Origin of the sequence: Thiomonas intermedia (assembly GCF_002028405.1) — a bacterium.
GTDB classification, from domain to species: domain Bacteria; phylum Pseudomonadota; class Gammaproteobacteria; order Burkholderiales; family Burkholderiaceae_C; genus Thiomonas; species Thiomonas intermedia.
The window spans coordinates 65,394-83,160 of record NZ_CP020046.1 but is presented as its reverse complement, the minus strand read 5'-3'; the positions used below and the strand labels follow the sequence as shown (position 1 = coordinate 83,160).

13 protein-coding genes are annotated in these 17,767 nt (G+C 64.5%); 4 read left to right on the top strand and 9 right to left on the bottom strand.

The genetic code is table 11. The annotated features are described in order from the left end of the window. Positions 1-33: 33 nt before the first annotated feature. The 4 genes from BVH73_RS00385 to fliN all read left to right on the top strand — a co-directional run bounded on the left by BVH73_RS00385 (position 34) and on the right by fliN (position 3,588). Positions 34-1,293 (top strand): flagellar hook-length control protein FliK, encoded by a 1,260-nt coding sequence (locus BVH73_RS00385; protein ID WP_079415094.1) that lies wholly within the window; start codon positions 34-36, stop codon positions 1,291-1,293. Positions 1,294-1,457: 164 nt separating this feature from the next. Further along, positions 1,458-2,024, top strand: a complete 567-nt coding sequence (locus BVH73_RS00380) for a flagellar basal body-associated FliL family protein (RefSeq protein ID WP_079415092.1) — start codon at positions 1,458-1,460, stop codon at positions 2,022-2,024. Between the two features lie 83 nt (positions 2,025-2,107). Beyond that, on the top strand, positions 2,108-3,118 hold the full coding sequence (gene fliM / locus BVH73_RS00375) for a flagellar motor switch protein FliM (protein WP_079415090.1): 1,011 nt from the start codon (positions 2,108-2,110) through the stop codon (positions 3,116-3,118). Positions 3,119-3,147: 29 nt separating this feature from the next. Next, the gene (fliN, locus tag BVH73_RS00370) at positions 3,148-3,588 is read left to right on the top strand and encodes a flagellar motor switch protein FliN (protein ID WP_079415088.1); all 441 of its coding nucleotides are present in this window, start codon (positions 3,148-3,150) and stop codon (positions 3,586-3,588) included. A gap of 412 nt (positions 3,589-4,000) precedes the next feature. Here the strand turns inward: fliN and BVH73_RS00365 are convergent, their stop codons facing one another. The 9 genes from BVH73_RS00365 to BVH73_RS00325 all read right to left on the bottom strand — a co-directional run bounded on the left by BVH73_RS00365 (position 4,001) and on the right by BVH73_RS00325 (position 17,753). Next, positions 4,001-5,500, bottom strand: a complete 1,500-nt coding sequence (locus tag BVH73_RS00365; protein ID WP_079415086.1) for a methyl-accepting chemotaxis protein — start codon at positions 5,498-5,500, stop codon at positions 4,001-4,003. 95 nt (positions 5,501-5,595) lie between these two features. Next, a complete protein-coding gene (locus tag BVH73_RS00360) occupies positions 5,596-6,678 on the bottom strand; it encodes a protein-glutamate methylesterase/protein-glutamine glutaminase (protein ID WP_079415084.1) in 1,083 nt (360 codons plus the stop codon). A 40-nt stretch (positions 6,679-6,718) separates the two neighbouring features. Continuing rightward, positions 6,719-7,246: a chemotaxis protein CheD gene (locus BVH73_RS00355; protein WP_218919038.1), complete on the bottom strand. Its 528-nt coding sequence runs from the start codon at positions 7,244-7,246 to the stop codon at positions 6,719-6,721. Positions 7,247-7,266: 20 nt separating this feature from the next. Next, on the bottom strand, positions 7,267-8,064 hold the full coding sequence (locus BVH73_RS00350; protein ID WP_079415080.1) for a CheR family methyltransferase: 798 nt from the start codon (positions 8,062-8,064) through the stop codon (positions 7,267-7,269). Between the two features lie 12 nt (positions 8,065-8,076). Continuing rightward, positions 8,077-11,328 carry a bifunctional diguanylate cyclase/phosphodiesterase gene (locus tag BVH73_RS00345; protein WP_169836727.1) on the bottom strand — a complete coding sequence of 1,084 codons (3,252 nt, stop codon included), beginning with the start codon at positions 11,326-11,328 and terminating at the stop codon, positions 8,077-8,079. 116 nt (positions 11,329-11,444) lie between these two features. Further along, entirely contained in the window at positions 11,445-11,984 is a 540-nt protein-coding gene (locus BVH73_RS00340) for a chemotaxis protein CheW (protein ID WP_079415076.1), read from the bottom strand. Between the two features lie 26 nt (positions 11,985-12,010). Further along, positions 12,011-13,624: a methyl-accepting chemotaxis protein gene (locus tag BVH73_RS00335; RefSeq protein ID WP_079415074.1), complete on the bottom strand. Its 1,614-nt coding sequence runs from the start codon at positions 13,622-13,624 to the stop codon at positions 12,011-12,013. 125 nt (positions 13,625-13,749) lie between these two features. Continuing rightward, complete coding sequence (locus tag BVH73_RS00330) at positions 13,750-16,119, bottom strand: bifunctional diguanylate cyclase/phosphodiesterase (protein ID WP_079415072.1); 2,370 nt, start codon at positions 16,117-16,119, stop codon at positions 13,750-13,752. A gap of 20 nt (positions 16,120-16,139) precedes the next feature. Continuing rightward, complete coding sequence (locus BVH73_RS00325) at positions 16,140-17,753, bottom strand: methyl-accepting chemotaxis protein (RefSeq protein ID WP_079415070.1); 1,614 nt, start codon at positions 17,751-17,753, stop codon at positions 16,140-16,142. Positions 17,754-17,767: the final 14 nt, after the last annotated feature.

The window sequence follows — 17,767 nt, the reverse complement described above, 5'->3', positions numbered from 1 at the left end:
TTGAATGGGTGTACCGTTCATCGAATCACGACCATGCCGCTCATCGTCCCTGTCGCGTCCATGCCCGCAGCACCGGCACCTGAACCGTCCGCTGCGCCGGCCTCGACCTCCCCAACGGAATCGACGCCCCGGTTTGCCGACGCGCTTTCGCGCGCTGGGCAATCGCAATCGGCGGCCCAGGGCAAAGACGTGGGCACACCCGGCAAACCCGTGACCTCGCCACAGCATGCGGCGAGGGATGGTGAGACCCAGATGCCGGGCAAGGATTCGACGCAACAGACGCAGGGCCAGGACCCTGCCGCCGCCAGTCCGGCCGCCGCTGCGCTTGCCGCGCAGACCGGCGGCGTGCTGGAAGCGGCAATGGCGGCCGCCCAGGGCGGCAAAGCCTTGCCGCAGGACGCGCACAAGGCCGATGGCGCCGACGCGGCGTCAACCCCGCCTGGCGCCATGCTCGCCGTCATGCTGCAGGCGCCGCTGGCGCCCGCGGCGGCGGCCGCGGCCCGGGATGCCAAGCCTCTTCCCACCGCCACGGATGTTGCCTCAAGCGCGGACGAGGCCCCGGGCCTCGGTCAGGCCGCCATCGCCCCTCGAGGCGGGCGCTCCAGTGGTGCCGACGGCGTCGCGCAGCGTTTGCCGCTGTGGATGCAAGGTCAGGCGGGCAGCGAAACCGAGGGCGTTCAAACCAGCCGCTTCGCCACCGTCCAGCGGGCCATGACGGCGGGCGTCGACCTGCCGACCTTGTCCCCCGCGTCGTCCAATCATAGTGATGCCGCGTCCAGCGCGACTTCCCAGCCCGGCCAGATCGGCCAGACGTTGACGCTGGGCCTGCCAGCGACAAACCCAGCAGCGCAGGCCACTTGGACCAGTACCGTGCCGGCCCACGTGAGCTCGCCCGACTGGGGGCAGGCGATGAATCAGCAGGTGCTGCTCGCAGCGCAAGGGCAGCAGCAATTCGCGACACTGCATCTCAATCCGCCTCAACTGGGTCCGCTGGAAGTGCATCTGCAGATGCACGACGGGCAGATTCAGGCCCAGTTCGTTTCCCAGCACGCCGTCGTCCGGCAGGCGGTGGAAGCGGCATTGCCGCAGCTTCGTGATCTGTTCACGGGGGCGGGCCTTTCGCTCAGTCAGACCTCGGTGGGCACTCAAGGCGGACAGGGCGAACGTCAGCAGACCCGTTCGCAGCGAGGTTCGTCCAGAGAGGCCACCATGGTCGACGCGGGCGGATCGCTCGGCGCATCCTCGGCGCTGCCTTTGCGTTGGCAACAAGGACTGGTGAACACCTATGTCTGAACTGCGCGCCAGCCGCTCCCCCTGCCGCGTCGCGCTTGATGGCGGGGCCCTACAAAAACCCTGGCTTTGTGTCGTTAAACCGACCAGTGAAGAGGCATTGAACGCCCTTCATGGGCACAGGGCGCGCGGCATGCGTGCCAAACTCAGCACATCGGGAGTGGGGTATGGCGGAACAAGAGTCCAAGGAAAAGGGCGGCGGCAAGACCAAGTTGATCATCATCATTCTGGTGGCGGTGATCGTGTTGATGGCGGGCGGCGGAGCCGCAGCATTTTTCCTGATGAAGCCCAAGGCGCCCCCTTCGGCTGCGGAAATGGCGGCAGCGGCAGCGGCCGAAAAGGCCAAGAACCTGAGGTTCATCAGCATGGAGCCGTTTGTCACCAATCTGCAGAGCACCGATGGAACGGTGCACTATCTTCAGGTCAAGATCGATCTGAAGACCTACGATCCGTCGGTTGAGGCCAAGGTCAAGCTGATGACACCCGAACTTCGCAACAACATCCTGCGCATCCTCGCCGCCGAATCGGCCGACAAGATCGAGTCGGTGGAATCGCGCGATCATCTCAGCCACGAAATTCTCAAGTCGGTGAACAAGGTGCTCGAAGGCGCGCCGGCCGTCGCAGGTGGCGGCGGAGGTCATGGGGGTGAGGGCGGCGCGGCTCCCGCGTCAGCGCATGGCCACGACGGTGCGCCGGTCGACGGCGTTTACTTCACGGCTTTTGTGGTGCAGTGAGATGAATCAGCGCCCGCGTCCGCTTTGCTCGTTGCTCCCCACAGGGCGGGCCAGTGCCTTCTGGACTGGCGCGAGGAACTGACATGGTTCAGGACGTCCTTTCCCAAGACGAAGTCGATGCGCTTTTCGGCGGCATATCGGGCGAAGATCCGGTGGCCGAGCCGGATGCGACGGACGAGGGTGGGGTGCGTCCTTACGATCTGGCCAGCCAGGACCGAATCGTGCGCGGGCGCATGCCCACGCTGGAGGTCATCAACGAACGCTTCGCCCGGCTGTGGCGGGTGAGTCTGTTCAACTTTTTACGGCGCGCCTCCGAAATCTCGGTGTCGTCGGTGCGGCTGACCAAGTACAACGAGTTCATCCGCGGCCTAGTCGTCCCCAGCAACCTGAATCTGGTGCAGATGAGGCCCTTGCGCGGCACCGCGCTGTTCATCTTCGATCCGCGACTGATCTTCAGCGTGGTCGACAACTTTTTCGGCGGCGATGGCCGTTTCCACGCCCGCATCGAGGGCCGCGATTTCACCGCCCTGGAGCAGCGCATCATCAAGCGCATGCTCGACATGGTGTTCAAGGAATACAAGACCGCGTGGGCGCCCGTGCTGCCGCTGGAGCCCGAGGTCACGCGATCCGAGGTCAACCCGCAGTTCGTCAACATCGCCACGCCCACCGAGGTGGTCATCGTCTCCACGTTCGATGTCGAGATCGAAGGCGGCGGCGGCAGTCTGCACGTCTGCATTCCCTACAGCATGGTCGAGCCCATCCGCGACCAGCTCACCACCGGCATGACCACCGACCGCAGCGAGGTCGATCACCGCTGGGTCAAGGCCCTGCAGACCGAGATGCGCGAGGCCGCAGTGGAAATGCGCGTTGAACTCTTGCAGCGACAGATCCTGGTGCGGGAACTGCTGCAGTTGCGTGTCGGCGATGTTCTTCCGGTCGAGATGCCCGAAACCGTGGTGGCCCGGGTGGATGGCATTCCCGTGCTGCTGGGTGAATACGGGCGGCACGACGACAAGATGGCGCTCAAGATCCGGCAGCAACTCTTTCCAGACGCTCCCGAGAAGGCGCAACTTCTGGGGCACGGCGCGCACTGATACCGAACCCTCCATCCGCAGGACATTCCATGGCAGAAGACACCTCAACCGACACCGCCGCAGCCGACGATCTGGCCGACTGGGGCGAAGCCATGGCGGAACAGGGCGTGGCTGCCGAGCCCGCTGCAGCGGCGGCGCCCGAGACACAGCCCAGGGTCCAGCCCGCGCCCTTCGCCGAACTCCGCGCCGACCAGGGCGGAGCGGCACCCGGCAATCAGCTCGATCTGGTGATGGACATCCCCGTCACGCTCTCGGTCGAACTCGGGCGGACCAAGATCCAGATCCGCGAATTGCTGCAACTTGCGCAGGGCTCCGTGGTCGATCTGGATCGCCTCGCCGGAGAGCCGATGGACGTTCTCGTCAACGGCTTTCTCATTGCCCGCGGCGAGGTCGTGCTGGTCAACGACAAGTTTGGCATTCGGCTGACCGACATCGTCAGCCCGACCGAACGCGCCCGCCGTTTGGGCTGATACTGACGCGCGCTGGACCAGCTCTGATGGCTTGATCCGGCATTGAGACATTTGAACGGATCTGGGCAGGGGCGTGTAGCAGCCTTCCCCCTCCCGACCTCCCCCACGGCGTGGGGGAGGAGAAGACAGCGCTACGCGCGATCTGCGTGAGCCCCTCCCGACCTCCCCCACGGCGTGGGGGAGGAGAAGACAGCGCTACGCGCAATCTGCGTAAGCCCCTCCCGACCTCTCCCACGGCATGGGGGAGGAGAAAACAACGCCAAGCGCGATCTGCATAAGCCTCTCCCAACTTCCTCCGCGGCGTAGGGGGAGGTGTGTTTTCTCCCTCCCCACCTGTGGGGAGGGCCGGGGTGGGGAATCGGTTAAACCATCAACACGCCGGATCATCAGTCTTCTTAAGCCCATCCCTGGCTCAGGCCAGCTTGAAGTGCTGCATGCTTTGCTGCAACAGGTGCACCTGCGCATTCATTTCCTCGGCGGTAGCGGCGAGTTCTTCGGAGGCGGAGGCATTTTGCTGGGTGACGGCCGAGAGCTGGGCGACGGCCTGATTGATCTGCTGCATGCCCGTGGACTGTTCCTCGGAAGCCGCGGTGATCTCCTGCACCAGATCGGAGGTCTTGGAGATGGCCGGGGCCATCTGCGCGATCAGCGAGCCCGCGGCATCGGCCTGCTTGACCGTGGAGGTGGCCAGATCGCCGATCTCCTTGGCCGCGACCTGACTGCGCTCGGCGAGCTTGCGCACCTCCGCGGCCACCACCGCAAAGCCCTTGCCATGCTCCCCGGCGCGAGCGGCCTCGATAGCCGCATTGAGCGCGAGCATATTGGTCTGATAGGCGATGTCATCGATGATCGAGATGCGCTCGGCGATGCTCTGCATGGCCGAGACCGTGCCCTGCACCGCGGCGCCGCCCTCCTGGGCCTGCGAGGCCGCCTGCTGCGCCATCGCATCGGTGAGACGGGCGTTGTCCGCGTTCTGGCGGATCGAGGCCGTGGCCTGCTCCAGGGTGGCGGAGGTTTCCTCCACCGAGGCCGCCTGCTCCGAGGACGACTGAGACAGGCTTTGCGAGGTGGCCGAGACCTGGGTGGAGGCCGAGAGCAACTGCTCGGCCGAGGAACGCACCGAGCCGATGACCGAGGTGAGCTGCGCCACCATCTGCCCCATGGCGGCGAGCAGCTGACCCGTCTCATCCTTGGACCGCGCCACCACCCGCACCGACAGATCGCCCTGCGCCACACGCTGCACCGCGTGCACCGCTTCACTCAAAGGACGGGTGATGGAGCGGGTGATCCAGATGCCGCCGATCAGGGCCACGACGATGAAGCCGACGGTGATCCACAGCGCTCGGCGCACCGCGCTGGCATAGGCCTGCTGGCTTTGCGCATACGCGGTCTGCATCTGCGCCTTCTGCCGCTTGATCATGGTCTGGATGCGTTGGTGCATCTCCAGCACGATGGGCGAAGCCAATTGGGTGTAGATGGTGCTGGCCTGTGGATAGAGCCCCTGCTTCATGAGGCTGATGACCTGCTGTTGCACGCCGCGATTCTTGCCCATGAGCGTTTGAATCTCGGCAAGCTGTGCGTTGTCTTCAGCGTCGGGAGGCAGGGCGTTCAGGTTCTTGAAGACTTGCGCGGTGCTTTCGCGGTTATCTGCCAGCTGCTTCTTCAGGGTTTGCTGCGCCTCGTCATGGGCCGGGTTGAGCAGAGCCTGGTAGAGCGCGGAGGTCGTGCCCTGAAAATTGGTGAAGAAGGCGTTGAGCAAGCCGATGCGCTCGCTTTGCACATGAACGATGGCATCGAGACGGGCGTTGGACTGCGCCAACTGCTGCTGCGCCAGGAAGGCATTGAGCACGATGACGGCCAACATGCCCATGAGGCCCAGGGTCATGCGGGTACGGATGCGAATATTGTTCATCAGGAAGGGGGGTCTCTTGTGCGTAGGAATGCCCTATGCAACGACACGTCAGAGTGTCGCTATATCAGGGAAGACCCGGACATTTCAGATCGCAATCAGCCGCGGCCGTACTCCACCATCGCGGCGCCGATGTCGCCCAGGGCCAGGCTGCGGTCGACGGCACCGAGCTTGACGGCCTCCTTGGGCATGCCGTAGACCACGCTGCTGGCCTCGTCCTGCGCGACGGTGCGGGCGCCGGCGTCGTGCATCTCCTTGAGGCCGCGAGCGCCGTCATCGCCCATGCCGGTGAGGATGATGCCCAGCGCGTTGCGCGCTGCGCATTGCGCCACCGAACGGAACAGCACATCGACCGAAGGCCGATGGCGATTGACGGGCGGGCCGTCGCGCACCTCGACGTGATACTGGGCACCACTGCGCCGTACCTGCATGTGGCGGCCGCCAGGTGCGATGAGCACCAGGCCCGGAATCAGCCGGTCGCCATCGCGCGCCTCGCGCACGTCGAGAGCGCACACCGTGTTCAGGCGCTCGGCAAAAGTGGCGGTGAATTTTTCCGGCATGTGCTGCACGACGGCGATGCCGGGCAGGGTGCGGGGCAGGGTGGTGAGCACGCGTTCGAGCGCCACCGTGCCGCCGGTGGACATGCCCATCGCAATGATCTTCTCCGTGGTGTCGGTGAGGATGTGCGCGCTGGGGGCGATCGTGGTCGGCACCGGCGCCTTGACGGCGCCAGTCGCGGGCCGCGCGGGTGGACGCAGGCTGCGGGTATTGGCGCGCGCCGCGGCCTTGATGGTCTGGGTCAGTTCGGCGGTCTGCTCCACCAGGAAATCCTTGAGCCCCACGCGCGGCTTGGTGACCACGCTGACGGCGCCGGCTGCCAGCGCGTCAAGGGTGATCTGCGCGCCCTTCTCCGTCAGCGTGGAACAGATGACCACGGGCAGCGGCCGCTCGGCCATGAGCTTCTTGAGGAAGGTGATGCCATCCATGCGCGGCATTTCGACGTCGAGCACCAGCACGTCGGGCCAATCGCCCTGCTGCATGCGCTGAAGCGCGAACAGCGGGTCGGGCGCGGTGCCGATCACGTCGATGCCCGGGTCGCGCAGCAGCACGGCCTGAAGCACCTGCCGCACCACGGCAGAATCGTCGACGATGAAAACTTTGACCTTGTCGGGCCGGATCATGGGGGCTTCTCCCGGTGGGGATGGGTTGGGGGATTGCACATCAGCGGGCGGTCTGCTCTGCGTTCTGGCCCCAGAACTTCAGATAGGCATCACCGCTCCAGATTTCGAACAGCAGGTTGCGGTGGCCTTCGCCACCGAGGTGCTCCGCCTTGAGGCGCAGGCCGTGCTGACGCACGAGCTCGCGGCCGCGAAGCACGTTCTTGCAGGGCACATCGGCGCAGCCAGCATGCACGTGCGGCGGCTTGTCCTGGGTGAACATGCGTCCCCCGCCGAAGAGCTTGGCTTCGTACTCTTCCGCACGGGTGCCCGCGGCGCGCATGTCGCGCAGGAACAGCAACATGGCCTCATCGGCGTAACGACCGTCAAGGGCCCGATGGGCGCCATGATGCGCACCGCGGCCTGGCAACATGTAGTGGCACAGGCCACCGATTCGCAGGTGGGGATGCCACACCGCGATCGCCACGCACGATCCCAGCAAGGTGCGCACACGGGTGCGTCCCTCCCCAAAATACAGTTCGCCGGGCTGCAGAAAAATTTCCAGCGGCTCTTCCTGGGCCTCATCGGCCATGGGTCGGACCCGCGCGGTATTCATTGCGGCTTGAGATAGACGGCGGGCTGAATGCTGCGGACCGGCAGATCCAGACCGTTCAGGCTTTCGGAGTGGCCGATGAACAGGTGACCGCCTGGCCGAAGCACCTCGAGCAACCTGCGGCAGACGGCGCGCTTGGTGTCGGCATCGAAATAAATCATCACGTTGCGCAGAACGACGAGGTCGAACTGACCGATGTCGGGCAGCGTCGAGTTCAGGTTGATGACCTGGAACCGAACCCGCTCGCGGATCGACTGCTGCAGGGCGAAGCTGCCCTCCTGTGCGCCCGTGCCCTTCAGGCAGAACGCCTTGAGATACGCCTGGGGAATCTTCTCGGCGCGTTCCATGGGGTAGATGCCTCGCCGCGCCTGGTCGATCACCCGGGTGGAAATGTCGGAGGCGACGATCTCCCAGGGCCGCTGTCCCATGCGCTCGGCCAGCACCATAGCGAGGCTGTAGGGCTCTTCACCGCTGGAGCAGGCCGCGCTCCACACGCGAAGTGGCCTCGCGGGATCGGCGGCTGGAATGATCTGCTCCGACAGATAGGCGAAATGACGCGGCTCGCGAAAGAAATAGGTCTCGTTGGTGGTCAGCAGGTCGATGGCCTGCTGGCGCTCGGTGGCATCCTGACGCAGGTGCTGAAGGTAGTCGGTGAAGGTCGCCAGCCCGAGCGCATGCAGGCGCTTGGACAGCCGACCTTCGACCAGAGCCTTTTTCGAGGGAGCCAGGGTGATGCCCGCAGCTTCGAACATCAGGCGGGAAAAGCCGTTGAGCTCGCTGTCAGTGAGAGTGTGCATGGTGGATTTTCTTTAATCGAGGGTGCGAGTGGCGGCATTGGCATCGGCCAGATAATCTGCAAAGCGCCTGGCCGGCACTGCAGGGCTGAACAACCAGCCTTGGTAGGCCTCGCAACCCAGGTGTTGCAGGAAGTCGGCCTGTTCCTGGGTTTCGACGCCTTCGGCGACGACGTTCAAGTGCAGGGCTTTCGCCATCGACATGACGGCGCGCGTGATGGCGGCATCGTCAGCATCGGTGGGCAGATCCTTGACGAAGGCGCGATCGAGCTTGAGGGTGGTCACGGGCAGACGCTTGAGCGAGGCCAGGGAGGAATATCCCGTGCCGAAGTCATCGATGGAGGTGTTCACCCCCATATCGCGCAACTGCACGATCAGCCCGCTGACATGCTCGGGGTCGCGCAGCATCATGCTCTCGGTGACTTCCAGTTCGAGAAGACCGGGCGCGATGCCCGAGTTGTGCAGGGCCGAAGAGACCTGCCGCAGAATCAGATCGCCCTGCAACTGCCGCATCGAGCAATTCACGGCGATGGGCAGGGTCGTCTTGCCCTGTTCTTGCCACTCATGCAGTTGCCTGCATACGGCATTCAACACCCACTGACCGACCGGGACGATCAGACCCGTCTCTTCGAGAAGGGGGATGAAGGTGGCGGGAGACACCAGGCCATGCTGCGGATGTTGCCAACGCAACAAGGCTTCAGCCCCGATCACTTGGCCGGTCTGCAGGCACACCTTGGGTTGGTAGACGACGAAGAACTGTTCCATGGTGAGGGCATGGCGCAGATCGGTTTCCATCTCGATGAGCTCACGTCCCCGGTGGCTCATGTCGGCGGTGTAGAACAGCGCGCGGCCGGGGCTGTTGGCCTTGCAGCGGTACATGGCCAGGTCGGCGCGGCTGAACAGCTGGGTCGCCGAACGCCCATCGCGCGGGGCGCGGGCGATGCCCAGGCTGGCGGTGATGAAGATGGTCTGCCCGTCGAGCAAGAAGGGTTTGCTCAGGCTGTCCAGAAGATGGTCGGCGTCTTCCTGGACGGATTGATAGTCTGCGGTGCAGGGATGGAGGACGACGAAGGCATTGCCGCCCCATCTCGCCAGCAGATCGTCCTGCGAAATTGCGGCTTTCAGCCTCGCGGCCGTTTCGACCAGGAGATCATCGCCCAGAGCATGGCCGAAACTGTCATTGATCTGTCGGAATCGATCGATGTCCAGCAGATAGACCGCGAGCTCACGCGCGTCGGCTTCGGTCTGTGATTCGAGCCAGCGTTCAAGAGACTCGATGGCCAGAGTCTGATTCGGCAGTTCGGTCAGCTCGTCGTGTTCGACCAGCCATTTGAGGCGTCGTTCGGCGGCACGGATGTCTGTCAGGTCGTGAGAGATGGAAACGGCGCCCAGCGTGCGGCCCTGATCGTCACGCAAGGGGTAACCCGAGAACTGGAAATAGCGCCATTCTCCGTTGTCCGTCGGCGAGCAATATTCCAGCCCCTGAGTCGATTCGCCCCGCAGGCCGCGCTCGAGAGGGCGGCTCTCCATGGCGAGCGGCTTGCGATCAAGCGTATAGATGGGGCGAAAGGTATCGAGGTTGCCCAGGCCGCCGAGAGCATGGAGGGTCAGCCCCTCGCGCGTCGCCGGGTGGTTGGTGTAGATGATTCGGCCGTCCTGATCGCAGGCATAGATCACCTCCTGCAGATTGTCGAGCACGGCATTCAGAAAGGCGGTCTGCCGGATCGCCGCTTCCTTGTGTTCGAGCGCATCGGTCACGTCCAGGGCATAGCACACGATCGAGCTGATCTTTCCATCCGCGTCCTTGACCGGGGAAACATGCCACTGCAGCATGCGGTACGCCCCGTTCTTGTGGCGATAGCGGCGATGCGCGCAGTAGGCGCCCACTTCGGCCTGGGCCATGCCTCCCAGCTGGGCGTTGACGGTGCCACGGTCTTCGGGGTGCAGAAAATCGTCGACGATGTGGTGGTGAGCCAATTCTTCCCGTGTGTAGCCCAGCATGTCGCTGAAGGCCGGATTGAAATCGAGGATGTCGCCCTGGCCGCTCACCAAAAGGATGCCGATGCCGGAATACTCGAAGGCGCTTTGAACCTGGGCGTTGGCTTGATGCAGCTTCTGGGTTATCGGGCGCAGTTGCCACCCAAGGGCCAGCAGGCCCAGCAGCACCAGGCCGGGCACGAGCAGCAAACCGGCCTCCAGCGTATCGACCACGGGCGCGTAGAGCTCGGCGGATGGAACTTCCACGGCGAGGCCCAGTCCGGTCTTCCCAAGCGGGCTGTAACTGATGAGCCATTGTTCACCGTCGATGTCCTGGAAAGCGGTGCCGCTTTTGCCTTCAGACCACTGCGCCTCGACAGGGTGGTTGTTTGCGGTCAGGACGGTGGTCTGTTGCGACTCGCCAAGCCGGCTGGGAAGACAGGTCCACAAGGTGCTCGAAAGACTGCAGACCTTGATGACCGTGTTTTTCGCGCGCCGTGTCAGCTCGCGGGCGATGCGGCTTGAAGTCGGGAGCGCCAACGAGGCGCTGAAATGGCCGATGGTCTGCGTGCCGTCGCGGATCGGCAAGTGCAGGTGCAGGTAGAAATCGAGTGTTGTCGGGTCGCGCTGCAGGATGACCTGGCTGGGGAACGACATCGCCGGAGCCAAGCTGGGAAGGCCTGGATGGTGAACCGTGGCCGCTTCGCTGGACAGCACGGTGGCACCCCAAAGATTGGTGATGCTGTACTCATGGGGCGCCAACAGATCCATCATGATGCGCAGGTCATCCAGACGGGTCTTCAGGGGCGACGAGGGCTGAGCGATGCTGCCGACGCTTCCATTCTGCAAACTCTGCAGGGTGCTGACCAGCAATGGATTCTCGGAGAAGCGCTCGAGCTCTTTGCCGCGTACCTCCATCGACATCAACAAGCCCCGGCCAAGCGCATCGCGATCGTTTTCCATGCTCAGCGTGAGTCGGTGGCGTTCATGTTCGGCCATGACCAACGCGGTGAACAGCGCCGTGAGCGAACTGGCCAGCAGCAGGATGACGGCCGCAGTCAGCATGAGCTTGCGATCCGGGCGTTGGCGGTAGGCGCGGCGCATCCACGGCAGGCGGTGGCGTACCGCCGAGGCGATGCCGGCGGTGAACAGGAGGGCAGCCGGCGGATAGGCGCTCGCCGCCCCGGAGCCCCACAGGTGTTGGACTAGCTTCAAGGCGAGCAACAGGACGCCCAGGATCGCCAAGGCGATGATGCTCAGATCGACGAGAAGCGGAGAGACGAGTTGCATGAGCGTAAGGATCGGCCAGAAAGGTTCCAGAACGGGACGCTCACCCATTTGGGAAATAGGTCATTGGAGCAGCTGTGGGCACTGAGCTCCGGACACAGCGTCAGCGCCCGATGGCCTCAGACATTCGAGCCGGCCACCTGGGCCAATCCCGCCATGTCTTCCACCGACAGCACGCGGCCGACATCGAGCAGGATGATGAAGCCGGCCTCGGTGCGCGCCATGCCGCGGATGAACTCTTGTTTGAGCCCGGTGCCGAAGCTGGGGGGCGGCTCGATCTGCTCGGCTTCCATGTCGAGCACGGCGTTCACGGCATCGACCAGCACGCCAATGGCCAGCGGCCCGTCTTCGCCTTCGATTTCGATGATGACGATGCAGGTCCGGGCCTGCAGGGCGGTGGGCGCGCGGCCAAAGCGCTGCGCCAGGTCGATCACCGGCACCACATTGCCGCGCAGATTGATCACGCCGTGCACGAAGGCCGGCATCATCGGCACGGTAGTCGGCCGGCTGTATTCCAGAATTTCACGTACCCGCAGGATGTCGAGGCCGTAGATCTCGTTTTGCAGGGTGAAGGTCAGGTACTGGCCGCTGGTGGGCTGAGCATTGCCAATGAGTTGCAGCGGATTGACTTGAGACGGATGGGCTAGAGCGGTGGTCATGGAGGGCTCCTCGGAAAATGGGGGAATCAGAATTTGACGAAATCGCCTGTGCCAGCGGCAGCCAGGGTCGGGCTCGACATCACAGGAGGTCGGCGGGTTGGTGCGGGCGACAAGGGGGACGGTGCAGCAGGGCGGCTCCCTGCCTCGATCTTGAACTGGCCGATCAGATCCTGCAGCGCCGTGGCCTGCGCATTCATTTCCTCGGCGGTAGCGGCGAGTTCTTCGGAGGCTGAGGCATTTTGCTGGGTGACGGCCGAGAGCTGGGCGACGGCCTGATTGATCTGCTGCATGCCCGTGGACTGTTCCTCGGAAGCCGCGGTGATTTCCTGGACCAGATCGGAGGTCTTGGAGATGGCCGGGGCCATCTGCGCGATCAGCGAGCCTGCGGCATCGGCCTGCTTGACCGTGGAGGTGGCCAGATCGCCGATCTCCTTGGCCGCGACCTGACTGCGCTCGGCGAGCTTGCGCACCTCCGCGGCCACCACCGCAAAGCCCTTGCCATGCTCCCCGGCGCGCGCGGCCTCGATGGCCGCATTGAGCGCGAGCATATTGGTCTGATAGGCGATGTCATCGATGATCGAGATGCGCTCGGCGATGCTCTGCATGGCCGAGACCGTGCCCTGCACCGCAGCGCCGCCCTCCTGGGCCTGCGAGGCCGCCTGCTGCGCCATCGCATCGGTGAGACGGGCGTTGTCCGCGTTCTGGCGGATCGAGGCCGTGGCCTGCTCCAGCGTGGCGGAGGTTTCCTCCACCGAGGCCGCCTGCTCCGAGGACGACTGAGACAGGCTCTGCGAGGTGGCCGAGACCTGGGTGGAGGCCGAGAGCAACTGCTCGGCCGAGGAACGCACCGAGCCGATGACCGAGGTGAGCTGCGCCACCATCTGCCCCATGGCGGCGAGCAGCTGACCCGTCTCATCCTTGGACCGCGCCACCACCCGCACCGACAGATCGCCCTGCGCCACACGCTGCACCGCGTGCACCGCTTCACTCAACGGGCGGGTGATGGAGCGGATTTGCAGCGCGGTGAACACGATGCCCAGAACCAGCGCGATAGACCCCCCCACGGCACCCCAGGTCCAGGCCGAAGTGGCCATGCGGTCAACCTCGGCCTGGGTCTGTTTGCCCTTGGCGCGCTGTTGGGCGACGAGATTGAGAATCTGCTTTCTGACCTGGCGCCACAGCGGGGTCTCTTCCTTGCTGATGACTATCGATGCGCCCATCTGATCTTCTTTGGCGACCGAGATCACGTGGGGAAACACCGCGACCTGCGCCTGCCTCAACTTGGCGATTTCAGCCAGGGCTCTGCTTTGCACCGGGTCGTTGGCGGTCATCTTCTGCGCCTTTTGCAGGGCGGCATCGAATTCGACCTGCGCCGCCTGGAGGTTGGTGTAGCTCTGTTGGTTGGTGGGGTCGAGCACCACATTGCGAAGGGCCTGGCCTGATTGCAGACCCTGGGCATACATCTCCTGCAGATTGTGCTCGTAGGCCACATCGTTGTGGATGTAGCTGTCGAACTCGCCCTGGATGCGCATCATGCCCGTCAGGCTGACACCCATCGCCACGATGAAAAGGAGGAACACCAGACCTGAGGACAGGGACATCTTGGTGCGGATTCTGAGGTTCTGAAACAGGGCGTTCATGGCATTGATGAAGAGGTGTCGGTGGATGGAGGAGGCGTGCAGGCGACGGCCTGGCGGGTCACAAGGTCGGCTCCGGGTTGGCGGACCGTGTCCGGCGCGCACACGCGGCGTTGAGGGCAGGGGCTTCAAGCGTCATGCGTCGGACTCGATGTGTTGGACAGATTCGCCAGCGCCGTCATCAACGGTTCGGGTCTCCCCACGCCATAGCCTTGAACAGCATCCACGCCGTGGTGGCGCAGCATGTCGATGGTGGCAGCGTCTTCCACGAATTCGGCCACGGTACGCAGGCCCATGCTGCGGGCCACGGCGCAGATGGCTGCGACCATGGTCTGATCCTGCGGTGAGCGAGCCAGATTCTTGATGAACAGGCCATCGATCTTGAGCATGTCGAAGGGGAATGCCTTGAGATAGGCGAAACTGGCCAGCCCAGTGCCGAAATCATCCAGAGAAACCGCGCAGCCCATCTCGCGAAGCCCGCGCAGCAGGGCAAGTGCCTTGTCGGGATTGGGAATGGCCATGGTTTCGGTGATTTCAAAGCACAGCCTGTCCGCGGCGATGCCGCTCGACAGCACCGCTGCCCGCAGATCGCCGAGAAGCTGCACGTCCGATAGGCTGGAACCCGACAGATTGATCGATACCTTGCCGATATGGGCCAGCGCCGCCGGGTACAACGCCAGTTGACGCAAGGTGTGGTTGAGCACCCAGCGGTCTATCGCTGGCATCAGCCCATGGCGTTCGGCAAGGGGCAGAAATGTGGCCGGGGCCCGCAGTTCGCCGTCCACCCGCCAGCGCAGCAGGACCTCGAAGGAGATGAGGCTCGCATCGTGCAGATCGACGATGGGTTGAGCAAAGAGTTGAAAGCCGCTGATGCCGCCGTTTTCCGGCAGGGCATTCTCCCAGGGCGCTGCGTGCAGGGCGGTCTCCATCAGGCTGATGACGCGGCGCTGCGCCCGCCGTTCCTCGATGAGCGATTCGCCCTCCTCGTGTGAGAAGTGAATGCGGTGGTCGAATCGGTCGCCCGCCACCTGAGTGGCCAGTGCCAGCAGCGCCATTTGTTCGCTGGCCGCCAGCTCTGGTCGCAGCGGCACCGCGCCAATGGCAACGTGCAGCCACACGCCGTGCTCTTCGAACTGGAAGCGTCGGCCATCGAGCGACTTCCAGACGTGCTCGGCCAACTGCCGGGCCTGCTCCCGTGTCGGGGCCACCAGGGTGAAGTAGCCGTCATGGGGGCGGGCCAGGCTGCAGTCGTCGTTGCAGACCTCTTGCAGCGACAAGGCCACTGCGCGTTCCACCTCCTGCCGGTGGGCCAGCCCGACGAGCTCTTCAATGGCGCCAAGTTGCATCACCTCGATGGCCAGCAGATGCGCAGAGGGACGTGGGCGGGTGTTCTCGATGGCGCGGGCATAGCCACGGTCGTTGAGCAGCCCGGTCAGCAGGTCTTCGTGCGCCTGCCGGGCGAGTTGACGCTGCGCCCAGCGCTGCTCCGCGATCGTCGCAATGCCCAGCAGACTGATCACGCCAAACACGGCGACCATCACGGCTTGATCGGCCCAATATTGAACGACGGAAGTGCTGTCTCCGAGCGCTTGCTGGGCCAGCGCGATCTGCGCAACGCCGGTGAGCATCAGACCCAGATGGGCAAACCCGGAGCTGAATCGAAACACCACGATGGCCAGGAGCAGAAAGCTCAGGTAGCGCAGCGCATTGCCGTAGGTAAATTCGCCATGTTCGATGAGTACGGCGCAGGCCAGGGTGAACGAGGCCCAGACGACCAACCACAGCGCCGCCGCCTGTCGCCGCTGTGTGGAGCTGGTGCATTCGAAAAATCGCCGGACCGCCTCGAAGGAGCGCAGCGCGGTGGGGCGACGACCGGCAGGGCGGGGTGCGAACCCGGACGCGTTCATCAGTCGTGCCTCGACATTTCGAATGGTGAGTTCGGTCAGTCGGGTGAAAAACAACACGCCAAACGCGGCGGAAAGCCCATAGATGAACAGCAGATTGTGCAGGGACAGCGCGTTCCAGACCTGGGTTTGCGAGTACTGCGCAATGCCCAGGGCAAGGTCGATGGGGATGCAAAGCCCAATCAGAATGCCGTAGTACTGCAGGGCGTCGCGCACGGCGGTGCGGTTGTCGTCTGGCGCACTGCGCAGGCGGCGCAGTGCCCAGGCGGCCAGGAGCATGGAAAGACAGAAACTCAGGGTGCCCAACAACCCGTCGACAAGAGGCTGCTGTTGAACCGCCAGATTCCAGACCAGCACGCCCAGTGCCGCGGGTGCCACGGCGGCTACGCCATAGACCGCCACGAAGCCGTAGGCCATGCCATTGGCTGGCCAGATGATGGAGAACGGCAGCGGGCCGATGTGGAACCACTGCACCGTCATCTGCGCTGCGATCATCCAGCTCGCCGCAATGATCAGGCCGCGCAGCGCATCCACGCGCAGCGGCTTGGCTGCGCTGTGTGGTGTGGCGTCGAGCGAGGCGGGCAGGGTGCTCACGTTGCGGGATCCGAAAGGCGTCAGAACTTCACGAATTCGGGGGTCAGGCCCGCAGAGGTCGGCATGACTTCGGCCGACCGAGGCGGCTGCTTGCGGGGGCGCTGCGCGGTTTGCTGAGTGGCTTGCGGCGCGGGATGTTCCGCTGTGGTGCGGAAGACCGCCATGCTTTCCTGCAGCGCCGTGGCCTGCGCATTCATTTCCTCGGCGGTAGCGGCGAGTTCTTCGGAGGCCGAGGCATTTTGCTGGGTGACGGCCGAGAGCTGGGCGACGGCCTGATTGATCTGCTGCATGCCCGTGGACTGTTCCTCGGAAGCCGCGGTGATCTCCTGCACCAGATCGGAGGTCTTGGAGATGGCCGGGGCCATCTGCGCGATCAGCGAGCCCGCGGCATCGGCCTGCTTGACCGTGGAGGTGGCCAGATCGCCGATCTCCTTGGCCGCGACCTGACTGCGCTCGGCGAGCTTGCGCACCTCCGCGGCCACCACCGCAAAGCCCTTGCCATGCTCCCCGGCGCGAGCGGCTTCGATGGCCGCATTGAGCGCGAGCATATTGGTCTGATAGGCGATGTCATCGATGATCGAGATGCGCTCAGCGATGCTCTGCATGGCCGAGACCGTGCCCTGCACCGCGGCGCCGCCCTCCTGGGCCTGCGAGGCCGCCTGCTGCGCCATCGCATCCGTGAGACGGGCGTTGTCCGCGTTCTGGCGGATCGAGGCCGTGGCCTGCTCCAGCGTGGCGGAGGTTTCCTCCACCGAGGCCGCCTGCTCCGAGGACGACTGAGACAGGCTTTGCGAGGTGGCCGAGACCTGGGTGGAGGCCGAGAGCAACTGCTCGGCCGAGGAACGCACCGAGCCGATGACCGAGGTGAGCTGCGCCACCATCTGCCCCATGGCGGCGAGCAGCTGGCCCGTCTCATCCTTGGACCGCGCCACCACCCGCACCGACAGATCGCCCTGCGCCACACGCTGCGCCGCGTGCACCGCTTCACTCAACGGGCGGGTGATGGAGCGGGTGATGAGCACGGCGGCCACGACGGCGAGCAACAGGGCCAGTGCGGCCAGGCCCAGGCTGGCGTTTCGGGCGGTGGCGTAATCGGCCACGCTCTGGGCGTAAAGCGCATCGGTCTGCCCACGCAACAGGGTCTGGATGGAGGCGGCCTCCGTGCGGACTTGCTGCGTGGCGACCAGGCCGGACTTGAGGTAGTCGGCTGCCGCGGTGCCAAAGTTGTTCTGCTGCATCTCCTGCACCGCAGATTGCTGTGCTGCGCGTCCTTTCACAATGGTGGCTCGGAGCGCATCGAGACGGGTCTGTAGCTCGGGCGTGGGGTGTAAGTCGGCGATGGTCTTGAATGCCGCCTCGGTGTGGACGCGCTGCTCGGCGATGGCCGCCTTGTCCGCATCACCGAACTGTTGGGCGAGCAGGCTGCGCAGCACGATGCGAGTGGCGTTCTGATTGCTGGTGGCGATGGTGGAGACCGCGCGCTCCTTGGCCACGCGGTTGTGCACCACTGTCTGCATGTGATCCTGAATGCGCGACGCTTCAAAAAGACCGAAACCTGCGTTGGCGAGCAGGAGAACGATCAACAGGCCGAAAGCCAGGCCAAGGCGCTTGCCGATGCGGAGATTCTTGAACATAAGGTTTCTTTCTA